General features: G+C 72.2%; 7 protein-coding genes. 4 read left to right on the top strand and 3 right to left on the bottom strand.

The features are described 5' to 3' along the window. Positions 1-49 precede the first annotated feature (49 nt). A complete protein-coding gene (gene trpS, locus ACFT55_RS14165; protein WP_380244478.1) occupies positions 50-1174 on the bottom strand; it encodes a tryptophan--tRNA ligase in 1125 nt (374 codons plus the stop codon). A 206-nt stretch (positions 1175-1380) separates the two neighbouring features. Here trpS and ACFT55_RS14160 point away from each other — a divergent pair, with 206 nt between their 5' ends. From ACFT55_RS14160 to ACFT55_RS14150, 3 genes are all read left to right on the top strand, one after another. Continuing rightward, on the top strand, positions 1381-1881 hold the full coding sequence (locus ACFT55_RS14160; protein ID WP_380244477.1) for a tRNA (cytidine(34)-2'-O)-methyltransferase: 501 nt from the start codon (positions 1381-1383) through the stop codon (positions 1879-1881). Between the two features lie 51 nt (positions 1882-1932). Next, positions 1933-2664, top strand: coding sequence for a hypothetical protein (locus tag ACFT55_RS14155; RefSeq protein ID WP_380244476.1), 732 nt, complete (start codon positions 1933-1935; stop codon positions 2662-2664). Between the two features lie 83 nt (positions 2665-2747). Then, complete coding sequence (locus ACFT55_RS14150; RefSeq protein WP_380244475.1) at positions 2748-5345, top strand: PA14 domain-containing protein; 2598 nt, start codon at positions 2748-2750, stop codon at positions 5343-5345. A 63-nt stretch (positions 5346-5408) separates the two neighbouring features. Here the strand turns inward: ACFT55_RS14150 and ACFT55_RS14145 are convergent, their stop codons facing one another. Together ACFT55_RS14145 and ACFT55_RS14140 are read right to left on the bottom strand one after the other, a co-directional pair. Continuing rightward, positions 5409-5813 (bottom strand): VOC family protein, encoded by a 405-nt coding sequence (locus ACFT55_RS14145; protein ID WP_380244474.1) that lies wholly within the window; start codon positions 5811-5813, stop codon positions 5409-5411. A gap of 68 nt (positions 5814-5881) precedes the next feature. Further along, positions 5882-6601, bottom strand: a complete 720-nt coding sequence (locus ACFT55_RS14140) for a ThuA domain-containing protein (protein ID WP_380244473.1) — start codon at positions 6599-6601, stop codon at positions 5882-5884. Positions 6602-6766: 165 nt separating this feature from the next. Between ACFT55_RS14140 and ACFT55_RS14135 the strand changes: the two genes are divergently transcribed. Next, on the top strand, positions 6767-12760 hold the full coding sequence (locus ACFT55_RS14135) for a GH92 family glycosyl hydrolase (RefSeq protein ID WP_380244472.1): 5994 nt from the start codon (positions 6767-6769) through the stop codon (positions 12758-12760). Positions 12761-12803: the final 43 nt, after the last annotated feature.

Raw genomic sequence — 12803 nt, 5'->3', positions numbered from 1 at the left:
CGTTCTGAGAGCTCAGAACGTGAACAACCACCTGTTCGGCTGCGGCGCGTCAGGCGTAGACGGTGCCCATGAGGTCGCGGACGTCCGCCAGGGTGCGGTCGGCGACGGCGTTCGCCCGTGCGTTGCCCCGCGCGAGGACGTCCCGCACCACCGCGGGCGCGTCGGTGGCCAGCGCACGACGACGTTCCCGCAGCGGCCGCAGCCCCTCCACCACCGCCTCCGTCACGACGGCCTTCAGCCTCCCGGCCCCCGCGTCCCCGACCGACTCCGCGAGCGCCTCCGGCGTCGACCCCGCGAAGTGCGCACCGATGCGCAGCAGGTTCGCCACCTCGGGCCGGCCCTCCGGGTCGAACGTGATGCGCCGCTCCGAGTCCGTGCGCGCCCGGCGGAAGAAGCGCGCCGTCTCGTCCTGCGACGCGCGCAGCTCCAGCGCGTTGCCCCGCGACTTGCTCATCTTGGCGCCGTCGTCGCCCAGCACGGTCAGCGACGGCGTGAGCAGCGCCTCCGGCTCCGGGAAGTACGGGCTCGCGGCCGCGTAGCGCTGGTTGAAGCGCCGCGCCACCGTCCGCGTCGTCTCCAGGTGCGGCAGCTGGTCCAGCCCCACCGGCACGAGGTTGCCGTGGCAGAACAGGATGTCGGCGGCCTGGTGCACCGGATAGGTGAACAGCAGCCCCGACATGCCGCGCCCCTGCCGTCGCTCGGCGTCGGCCGCCTCGGCCTTCACCGTGGGGTTGCGCTCCAGCTCGGCCACGCTGACGAGGGACAGGAACGGCAGCAGCAGCTGGTTCAGCGCCGGGACGGCCGAGTGTGTGAAGACCGTGCTGCGCGCGGGGTCGATCCCCGCGGCGAGGTAGTCCAGCACCACCTCGCGCACGACGGCGGGCAGGTCGCCGGCGTCGTCCCGGTCGGTGATGACCTGGTAGTCCGCGACTACGAGGACCACCTCCACGCCGGCGTCCTGCAGCCGGACACGGTTGTCGAGCGTGGCGAGCAGGTGGCCCAGGTGCAGCGCGCCCGTGGGCCGGTCGCCTGTCAGGACGCGGAAGCGGCCCGGGTCGCGGGCGATCTCGGCCTCGATCTCGGCCGAGCGGGCCTGCGCGACGGCGGCGCTCGGGGTGGCCGCGGCCGGGCCAGCGGCGGTGGCAGCGGAAGCGGGGGCGGTCAGGACGGACATGGGGCGGCTCCTTCGGAGGATCGCCGCCCGTCGGACCGGTCCGGACACGACGACGTCCCGGCTGCGACGGGCAGCTCGGGACTGGTGCTGGTGGGCGCGTCAGGTCACGGCTGCGGGGGCAGCCACCACCAGGACGCGCGCATCAGCATGGCGCCCACCCTACGCCCGGCGCAGGCGCCGTGGCGGCACGGTGGGAGAATCGGCCCGTGCCCGACCAGCTCCCCGCCACCCCGCCGTCCCCGTTCGCCCACGTCGTCTACTACGAGCCGCGGATCCCCGGGAACACCGGCTCGGCGATCCGGCTCGCCGCCGTCACCGGGGCACGCCTGCACCTGGTGGAGCCGCTGGGGTTCGACCTGTCGGAGGCCAAGCTCAAGCGCGCCGGGCTCGACTACCACGACCTCGCCGTCGTGGACGTGCACCCGTCGTTCGACGCCGCGCTCGACGCGCTGCCCGACGCCCGCGTCTTCGCGTTCACCGCGCACGCGACCACCACGTACACCGACGTCGCCTACCGGCCCGGCGACGTGCTGCTCTTCGGGCCCGAGCCCACCGGCCTGCCCGAGGAGGCGATGGAGCACCCGCGCGTCACCGACCGCGTGAAGATCCCCATGCTGGCCGGCCGCCGGTCGCTCAACCTCACCAACGCCGCCTCGATCGTGGTCTACGAGGCCTGGCGGCAGGCGGGTTTCCCGGGCGCGTCCTGACACCCGCGGACTGCCCTTGCACCCGCCGGCGCGGCTGGGATGCTCAGGAACATGACCCCTCCCCACCGTTCGCTGCCCCTCGACCCGGAGCGCGCTCGCGGACTCCTCCTGCGCTGGTCGGGCCCGACCAGCGCCAAGCCCGACCTCGACCACCTCGCCGTCGACCTCGTCAACGAGGGGCCCACGCGATGGGAACCGCGGGAGGGGGAGCACCTCCTCGTGGCGGGTTCGCTCCGGCCCGCCGGTGAGGAGCGTGGCGGCGTCGGTTTCGCCTACTTCGGCAGCCAGACCTGGGCCGTCCCGCTCGACCCGGGCGACTACGCGCGCCTGCCGGTCACGCTCGGACGGTCCGAGTGGGCTCGGGCGCGGCCCGGGCGCAACCTGGCCGACGCCGTGCTCCCCGCCCTCGGCCTCTGGACCGACGACCCGCTGCCGCTCGACCTGGGTGCCGACGACATCGAGCGACGGTGCCCGACCGAACCCGCCGGGGACCCCGGCGACCTCGAACAGGCGACACGGGAGCAGCTCGCCACGACGTCGACCCTGCTCGCCGCGCGTGGCCGGCTGGAGGAGGTCATCGACGCGGTCCTCTCCGCCGGCTCCGACGACGACGCCGTCGCCCGCGTCGCCGCGCTGCTCGGCTGCGACGAGGAACGAGCCGGGCTCGTCGTGCGGACCGGGATCGGGCGCTATCGGAACGCAGCACAGCTGGAGGACGAGGTGGCGATGCTGCGCGAGCAGCTCTCGGACGCGGGCTGCTCACCCCGTCACCCCGGCACCTGACGCTCCCCGGTTGTTGCCCCGGCCGATCCATGGTGCGGTGGCACCTGCCCGATGCCATCAACCGAGAGACAAGGATGTCTTCGATGTCAGCGCTGTCACAACCACGATTCCGTAGGCCCTTCGCCGTCCTGGCCGCCGTGGCCACGGCACTCGCCGGGCTCGCAGCGGCCCCCGCTTCCGGAGCGGACGAGATCGAGGTGCACGGCCTCAAGGGCGAGTACTTCGCAGCCTCTGCCCCGGACGCCCACGATTTCGCCGAGCTCGGCGGGGTCGCCCTCGACCCGAACATCGACCTGCCCAACCTGGTGCCGACCTTCGAGTCACTCACCGGAAAGGGCGAGCACACGACCGCCCGGTGGACGGGGAACCTCACCGCCCCCACCACCGGGGACTACACGTTCTACGCCGTCGGCGACAACGGGTTCCGGCTCTTCCTCGACGACGAGGCCGTCATCGACCACTGGGTGGGCGACTGGGACGTGGAGCAGACCAGCGAGACCGTGCACCTGGAGGCCGGCGCGGCGCACACGTTCCGGATGGAGCTCTTCCAGGACGTCGGAGGCGCCAACCTCTTCCTGCGCTGGTCCGGGCCAGGGATCGGCAAGCAGGTCGTGCCGTCGTCGGCGTTCACCCCGCCGGACGACTACGAGGTCTTTCCCGTCGAGCTGACCACCCAGGAGAGCGGCACTCGCCTCTCGGCACGGTTCGAGGAGCCGGTCTCCGACCTCGGCACGCTCGCGGACCACCTGTCCGTCGAGGCCGACACCGTGCCGATGCCGATCCAGGGCGTCCGGGTGGACCCGCGCGACCGCACCACCGCGCAGATCACGCTCGTGCAGCCGGTCCAGCAGGGCCAGCGTGTCCGGTTCTCCTACGACGGCGACGGCGGCCTGACGGTGGGCCGCGAGCGGGTGCCCGCCATCCTGCGCGACGCGGACAACCGCTCGACCCACCGTCTGCTGACCCCGTGGGGCGAGAAGCTCGATCGGAAGCACCCGCTCCCGGAGTACCCCCGCCCCCAGCAGGAGCGCACGCAGTGGCGCAACCTCAACGGGTCGTGGCAGTTCCAGGCGTCCGAGGAGGGCGCCACGCCGACGTTCGGCAAGGACCTCGACGAGCGCATCACCGTGCCGTTCCCGGTCGAGTCCCTGCTGTCGGGGATCGAGCGCCACGAGGACCACATGGTGTACCGCAAAGAGGTCACCGTGCCCCGAGGGTGGCGGCAGCAGGGCCAGCGGGTGAAGCTCAACTTCGGTGCGGTGGACTATCAGGCCACCGTGTACGTCAACGGCAAGCAGGTGGCGGAGCACACCGGCGGGTACACGGCGTTCAGCGCCGACATCACCGACGCGCTGCGCGGCCGGGGCAGGCAGGAGCTCGTCGTCGCCGTCTCCGACACCACCGGCAAGAACCAGCCACGCGGCAAGCAGGTGCAAGACCCGAGCGGTATCTGGTACACCCCGTCGTCCGGCATCTGGCAGACGGTGTGGATGGAGCCGGTGCCGGCGTCGTCCATCGACGACCTGCGCACCACTCCCGACGTCGAACACGACAGCCTCGAGGTCGAGGCCGCGGCCGCCGGCGCCTCCGACGACGCCGTCGTCACGGCGGTGGCCCGCGACACCGCCGGCTCGGAGGTGGGCCGCGTCAGCGGCCCCGCCGACGAACCACTCACCCTGGAGCTGACCGGCGGCACGACCCACCTGTGGAGCCCCGACGACCCGTACCTGTACGACCTCGACGTGACCCTGCGCGACGGCGCTTCCACGGACCGGATGCGCAGCTACTTCGCGATGCGGTCGGTGGGCGTGGAGCAGGTGAACGGTGTGCCGAAGATGGTCCTCAACGGCGAACCGATCTTCTCGCTGGCGATGCTGGACCAGGGCTTCTACCCCGACGGCCTGTACACGCCGCCGAGCGACGACGCCCTGGTGTTCGACCTGAGGGCACAGAAGGACCTCGGCTTCAACGCGGTGCGCAAGCACATCAAGGTCGAGCCGATGCGCTGGTACTACCACGCCGACCGACTGGGCCTGATGGTGTGGCAGGACTTCGTGTCGGGCGACCTGACCGACGCCGCCGGCCGGAAGGCCTTCCTGGACCAGGGCAAGGCCGAGATGGCGCAGCTGCACAGCTCACCGTCGGTGGTCGGGTGGATCCCGTTCAACGAGGGCTGGGGCGAGTGGGACAGGGACGTCACCGGGCAGATCGCCGACGAGGTCAAGGAGATCGACCCGTCGCGCATCGTCAACGCCCACAGCGGCGTGAACTGCTGCGACTCGAAGGGCGACTCGGGCAGGGGGGACGTGATCGACCACCACGACTACACCAACACGGACCCTCCGTTCCCGGACGAGACCCGGATGGCGATGGACGGCGAGCACGGCGGGTTCACGCTGCGCACCCCGGGCCACCAGTGGCCGGGCGCTCCGGCGGCGATCTACAGCGGCGTGGCCGACAAGGCTGCGCTCACCCGCAGGTACGTGGACAACACGCGCGAGTTCTACCTCCCCCGGGCGGGCGGGGACCTGTCCGGCTCGATCTACACGCAGGTCACCGACCTGGAGACCGAGCTCAACGGCCTGTGGACCTATGACCGCAGGGAGATCAAGGTGGACCCAGGCCCGGTCCGGTCGATCAACGAGCAGGTGATCGAGGCGGGCGCGAACGCCGGTCGCTGACCTCGCGACAGGCGCGAGGGGCGCCCGGGTGCACGTCCGGGCGCCCCTCGTGGTCGTCCAGGGTCAGGAGGGCCGGTGTTGCACCTCCGGCGCGAGCACCTCGACCCGGTTGCCGGCGCCGTCGCGGGTGTGGAACCGGAGGTAGCCGGTGAACGACTCGCGCTCGGTACGGTCGACGTCGAACCCCGCGGCCTCGAGCCGGTCCGCGACGGCGTCGAGCGTGGCGGCGTCGTCGACGACGAGCGCTGGGTGCGCCTTGCGCGCCGGGACGAAGGGGTCTTCCACGCCGACGTGGACCTCGGCCACGACGGCGCCCGCGTCGTCGTACCCCCGGAACCAGCACCCGCCGCGGCCGGCGAGCCCAGGCGGCTTCGCCACCTCCGTGAGCCCCAGGCCCGCGCCGTAGAACGCGCGCGCGGCGTCCTCGCCGTCGCGCGGGCAGGCCACCTGGACATGGTGCAGTCGCATGTCGTCTCCTCGTCGTCCTCTATCTTGACGTCAAGATACTCGACATCGAGATGGCTCGTCGGCGCGCGTCACTCCTCCAGCAGCCAGGTCGCCGCGCGCCGCAGGAGCTCGGCGTGCGACGGGGAGTCGTAGGAGCGCACGTCGTGGCCGAGGCCGGAGTAGACGGTGCGGCCGCCGTGCGCGACGGCGACCCAGACCGCCGGGTGCCGCTCGCCCTCGTCGTCGGTCACCCAGCCCAGCACCTGCGACGTCGGCGCGACGCGCAGCCGGCAGTAGCGCTCGTCGACGACGTCGACGGCACCCAGGCCGTCGGTGATCGGGTGCGTCCCCGCGGCGAGCGGCACGGTGGTCGGCCCGAGCGGCGGGTGCATCGACTCCCCCGGCACCCACCGGCCGCCGAGCACCTCCTCCCAGGCGGGACGGTCGCCGAACGCGTTGGCGGCCTGGTGGACGGCGAGGATCCGGCCGCCCGCACGCGCCCACGCGTCGAGGCGCGCGTGGAACGGCGCCCACGCGGCGTCGTCCGGGCCGATCCCGGCCTCACGGAACCCCGGCCACGGCGTGCCCGCGTTGACCACGAGCAGGTCGACCTCGTCGAGGTCGTCGAGCGCGTCAGGGAAGGTGCTGCGGACGACGACGTCGACGCCTGCGGGGCGGTCCAGGCCGGCCAGCACCAGCGCGAGCCGGTGCGACGTGGCCGCGTGGTCGTGCCAGGGGTCCTCGTGGCGGCCGCGGCCGCTCAGGACGAGGACACGGGCGGTCGGCGGGGGCGTCGCAGCGGTCGTCACGGCCCCCGAGCGTGGCGCAACGACGCGGCCTGCGCCACCCACCACGCAGGGCGGGGAGTTTCCTCTTTCATATTGAGTAAATCCTGAAGTTGTGGTCTCGTGTGGCTGCATAGACAACGCTGTCAAGCGGTGGCGAACGCGCCGCCCCGAGCACTGAGGTCGCTGATGCCTTCTCGCCCGATCACCCCGCCCCTGTCCGAGCCACCCCGGTCGCGCGCCTCGGCGCGCGCACGCTGCCTGCAGGTCACCGTCTCCCCCGTCCTCGCCCTCGCGCTCGGCGCCACCGGCGTCGGGGTCGCGGGCGTCGCGACGGCCGCCCCCGCCACGGCTGCCACGGCTGCCACGACTGCCACGACTGCCACCGACGGCGGCTCGTTCTTCACCTCGTTCGAGCCCGACGACCCGCAGCCCACGTGGGACAGCGAGGTCGAGCAGGGACCCGACGGCCCGCGCTCCTCGGGCGTCGTCGGCACCACCGTGCTCGAGCGCAGCCCGAGCACGCCCGTGGGCGGCAACCTGCTCGGCGGCGCGACCGACGCCCTCGCCTGGGAGGGCCCCTTCCAGAACGGCGTCGGGAACGTGCCCGGCACGCTCGCACCCACCGCCGCGCAGGGCGACTCCGCGATGCACTGGGCGATGCAGTCGGCCGGCGAGACCTGGGTGCAGGTGCCGATGCCCGACCTCGAGCGCGGCGTCCCGCTGCGCGCGAAGGTCACGCTCAGCGGCAGCGGCACGGTGTTCCTCAACGTCTACGACGGCAACCGCGACGTCGGCGGCGAGGAGGTCACGCTCTCCGCCGAGCCGACCACCGTGACGGTCGACATCGCCCGCCCTGCCAGCGGCGGCGGCCGGCCCCAGTTCCAGGTCCGCACCCACAGCAGCGGCGCGCTCGACGTCGTCGTCGCCGACGCGTCCGTCCAGCGGCTCGAGCCCGGCACGATCGACTTCCCGGGCGACGTCACGGACTCCGTCGCGAAGGTGACCGCCAGCGGCGAGAACCCGCCGAACGAGGTCGCGGCCAACCTGGCCGACGGCGACGTGAGCACCAAGTGGCTCGTCGGCTCCCGGACGCCGTCGGTCACCTACGAGCTCGAGAAGGCCGCGCCCGTCGCCACCTACGCGCTCGCCTCCGCGGGCGACGCCCCCGACCGCGACCCGCGCTCCTGGAAGCTCGAGGGCTCGAACGACGGCGACGCCTGGACCACCCTCGACACCCGCACCAACCAGGGCTTCGCGGAGCGGCTCGAGACGCGCCAGTACACCGTCGCGGAGCCGAAGGCGTTCCGCTACTACCGCCTGAAGGTCACCGAGAACTCCGGCAGCGACGGCACCCAGCTCGCCGAGTGGCTCGTCTCGACCGAGGCGGCGCCGGCCACCCCGATGGCGACGACGCTCGGCACCGGACCGGCCAGCGCGTACGCGGCGAAGACGCAGGCCGGCTGGACCGGCACGCACGCGCTGCGCTACGCCGGCAGCCAGACGTCGGGCAGCCGCGGCTACGCGGACAACCGCGTCCTCGACGTCGACGTGCCCGTCGGCGCCGACACGCAGCTGTCGTACAAGCTGTTCCCCGAGGCCTCCGAGAAGGACCAGTCGTACGCGAGCACCCACGTCGCCGTGGACCTCGCCTTCACCGACGGCACCTACCTCAGCGACCTCGCCGCGACCGACGGCCACGGCTTCGCCCTCGACCCGCAGGGCCAGGGCGACGCGAAGTCGCTGTACGTGAACCAGTGGAACGCCGTGCAGAGCGACCTCGGCGCCGTCGCCGCGGGCAAGACGATCGACCGCGTCCTGGTCGGCTACGACAACGCCGCCGGCCCGGCGGACTTCAGCGGCTGGGTCGACGACATCTCCATCGGAGACGCGCCCGCGCCGGCCACCTCCGACCACCCGTCGGACCACGTCCTGACGACGCGTGGCACCAACTCGACCGGCGACTTCTCGCGCGGCAACAACATCCCCGCCACCGCGGTGCCGCACGGCTTCAACTTCTGGACGCCGTCCACCGACGCCGGGTCCACGAACTGGCTGTACGCCTACCAGAAGGACAACGACGGCCAGAACCGGCCGCAGATCGAGTCGTTCAACCTCAGCCACGAGCCGAGCCCGTGGATCGCGGACCGCCAGATGTTCCAGGTCATGCCGTCGGCCGCGGCCGGCACGCCGGACGCCACCCGCTCCGTGCGGGCCAAGACGTTCAGTCACGACAACGAGGTGGCGCGCCCGTACTACTACGGCGTGACGTTCGACGACGGCATGAAGACCGAGATCGCGCCGACCGACCACGCCGCGATGTTCCGGTTCACCTTCACCGGCGACGAGTCGAACGTGATCCTCGACAACGTCCGCAACGACGGCGGGCTGACGCTCGACCCGGCGGCCGGCACCCTGTCCGGCTACACCGACGTCGCCGGCGGCAGCCAGAGCAACGGCTACAAGCGGATGTACGTCTACGCGACGTTCGACCGGCCGGCCACCGCCGGCGACAGGCTCGACCCGGGCGGCCGCGACAAGGTCGCCGGATACCTGACCTTCGACACGTCGACGACGAAGACGGTCGAGATGCGGATCGCGACGTCGCTGATCGGCGTCGAGCAGGCCAAGCACAACCTCGACCTCGAGATCGCCGGCGACGACACGTTCGAGCAGGTGCGCGACCGCGCGCAGGCGCTGTGGGACGCCAAGCTCGGCGTCATCGACGTCGAGGGCGCCTCGCAGGACCAGCTCACCACGCTGTACTCGAACCTGTACCGCCTCAACCTCTACCCGAACTCGGGGCACGAGAACGTCGGCACGGCGGCCGCGCCCGAGTGGAAGCACGTCGACCAGTCCGGCACGGGCCTCGACCCCGCGCCCGCAGGCACGACGGCGACGAGGACCGGCGCGAAGGTCGTCGACGGCAAGGTCTACGTCAACAACGGCTTCTGGGACACCTACCGCACGACGTGGCCCGCGTACGCCCTGCTGTACCCGGACGACGCCGCCGAGATGGTGGACGGCATGACCCAGCAGTTCGACGACGGCGGCTGGGTCTCGCGCTGGTCCGCCCCGGGCTACGCGAACTCCATGACGGGCACCAGCTCCGACGTCGCGTTCTCCGACGTGCTCGGCAAGGGCGTCGAGCACATCGACGTGCAGCGGGCGTACGACGCCGCGCTGAAGAACGCGTCCGTCGCCCCGCCGAACGAGCACGTCGGCCGCAAGGGCCAGGAGCAGGCGACGTTCCTCGGCTACACGCCGGCGTCGACGCACGAGAGCGCCTCGTGGTCGCTGGAGGACTACCTGAACGACTACGGCATCGCGACGATGTCGAAGAAGCTCCTGGACGCTTCCGACGACTCCGACCCGCGCCACCAGGAGTACGCCGACAACTACGAGTACTACCTGAACCGGTCGCAGAACTACGTCCGCCTGTTCGACCCGGAGACCGGGTTCTTCCGCGCCAAGGGCGCCGACGGTGACTGGTCGCAGGCCGCCGCCGACTTCGACCCCCGCGCGTGGGGCAGCCCGTACACGGAGACCGACGGCTGGAACTTCGCGTTCCACGCGGTCCAGGACCCGCAGGGCCTGGCGAACCTGTACGGCGGCCGCGGCGCGCTCGCCGACAAGCTCGACGAGTTCTTCACCACGCCCGAGACGGCGCAGTTCCCCGGCGCCTACGGCGGCGTCATCCACGAGATGCGCGAGGCCAAGGCGGTCCGCCTGGGCCAGTGGGGCCTGAGCAACCAGGTCTCGCACCACATCCCGTACCTGTACGACGCCGTCGGCCAGCCGTCGAAGACGCAGAAGATCGTCCGTGAGGCGCTCTCCCGCGCCTTCGTGGGCAGCGAGATCGGCCAGGGCTACCCCGGCGACGAGGACAACGGCGAGATGTCGGGGTGGCAGGTCTTCAGCGCCCTCGGCTTCTACCCGCTGCAGGTGGGCAGCCCCACCTACGCGATCGGCTCCCCGCTGTTCACGAAGGCGACGATCCACCTCGCCAGCGGCAAGGACCTCGTGCTCAGCGCGCCGGACAACAGCGCGAAGAACGTCTACATCCAGGGCGTCACCGTCGACGGCAAGCCCCAGACGGCGACCTTCTTCACGCAGGAGCAGCTCGCCGCCGGCGGCACGATCGAGTTCGACATGGGCCCGACGCCCTCGGCGTGGGGCACGGGCGACGACGACGCGCTGCCGTCGATCACCCAGGGGGACGACGTGCCCGACCCGCTCGCCGACGTCACCGGCCCGAAGAAGGGGACGGCGAGCACGGACGACGCCGTCGCGAAGGCCGGCGCGCTGTTCGACGACACGTCGGCCACGTCGACGACGTTCACCTCGGCCAAGCCCACCGCGGCCTACGAGCTCAAGGGGCGAACGGCCCGCGTGACCATGTACACGCTGACGTCCGCGGCCGAGGCGGGAGGCGACCCGAAGGCCTGGACCCTGCAGGGCTCGGCCGACGGCAAGAAGTGGGTCACGCTCGACACCCGGCGCGCGCAGAAGTTCGCCGACCGGCAGCAGACACGGGCGTTCTCCGTGGCCGACCCGGGCATCTACGGGCACTACCGGCTCCTCGTGACCGCGTCGCAGGACAAGGCCACCTCGCTGTCCGAGCTGGAGCTCCTGGCGCACCAGCCGCGCGTGGCGGAGATCGCCGCCGTGCTCGACGACGCACGGCATGACCGGCAGATCCCGGCACGCACCGCACGGGAGCTCGGCGACGTCGTCGACGCCGCCCAGGCGGCCGAGGACGACGGCGACACGGACGGCGTGCGCGCCCAGGTGCGGGCGCTCAAGGCCGTCATGGACGGCACGCCGGAGAGCCTCCTGCCCGACCGGGTGCGCGAGGACCTCGAGCTGGTCGTGTCGCAGTGGATCGGGGCCGGCGAAGGCCTCGGCCTGGTCCGGGCCCAGATCGGGGACCTGACCCGCAGCGGCGACATCAACAAGGGCCTCTCGCGCACCCTCCTCGACCTGGTCGACGAGGCGCAGGACGCCGCCGACGGCAACCACGCCGCCCCGCTCGCGGACGCGCTGGCCGAGCTGCGCTCGACCGTCGCCGACGCGAAGGACTCCCGGGTGAGCCGCCTCGCCAAGGCCGCCCTCCTGCCGCTCCTGGACGAGCTGATCGCGTCCCCGCCGTCGACGGTCCGGGCCACCCGTGCCGCCGAGGTGCTCATGGGCGACTACGACCCGAACAAGGCGTGGTGGCCGTCGAGCTGGTGGAACTCCGCCGTCGCGACGGAGACCGTCATCGAGTACATGCAGCGCACGGGCGACCGGAGCTACCTGCCGCAGGTGGACCGCACGTTCGAGCGCAACAAGGGCACGTTCCCCGCGGGCGAGCTCTCGGGCGACGAGCTGTGGGGCAACTTCACCAGCCGCGCGATCGACGACTCCGAGTGGTGGGGCCTCGCCTGGGTGCAGGCGTACGACCTCACCGGCGACCAGAAGTACCTCGACATGGCGGAGAAGGTCGGCGAGTTCGTCAACGGCTACTGGGACACCAGCACCTGCGGCGGAGGCGTGTGGTGGGACCACGAGCGCACCTACAAGAACGCCGTCACGAACGGGCTGTGGGTGCGGCTGACGGCCGAGCTGCACAACCGGATCGACGGCGACACCACGTGGCTCGCGCGCTCGCAGGCCGGCTGGGACTGGATCACCTCCAGCGGCATGATCAACGCCGACGGGCTGGTGAACGACGGGCTCAACGGTGACTGCGAGAACAACGGCGGCACCGTGTGGACGTACAACCAGGGCGTGTTCCTCGGTGGCGGCCTCGAGCTCTACCGGGCCACGGGCGACGCGTCGGTCCTCACGACCGTGCGCCGGCTCGCGGACGCCGGCACCACCGACCCGGAGCTGGTCACCGACGGGATCCTCACCGAGGAGTGCGACCCGGCGGGCACCTGCGACGACAACGCCAAGCAGTTCAAGGGCATCTTCCTGCGGTACCTGGGCGACCTGAACGACGCCCTCGACGACCACCCCTACCAGGGGTTCGTCGACCGCCAGGCGGGGTCCGTCTGGGCCCACGACCGCAACGGCGAGGACCGTCTCGGCCTGCGCTGGGCCGGGGGCAGCGGGACCGACAAGGCGAACGTGTTCGACTGGCGCACCCAGGCGAGCGCGCTGAGCGCCCTGCTGGCGAACATCCCCGCCGCGTCCTGACGCGGACGGGAGCGCACCATCCCGTGCCCGGGTCGGCAACCTG

This window comes from Isoptericola sp. NPDC057191 (assembly GCF_042670225.1).
Lineage (GTDB): Bacteria > Actinomycetota > Actinomycetes > Actinomycetales > Cellulomonadaceae > Isoptericola.
The sequence above is the reverse complement of the archived record's forward strand: the minus strand, read 5'-3'. Positions and strand labels throughout refer to the sequence as shown.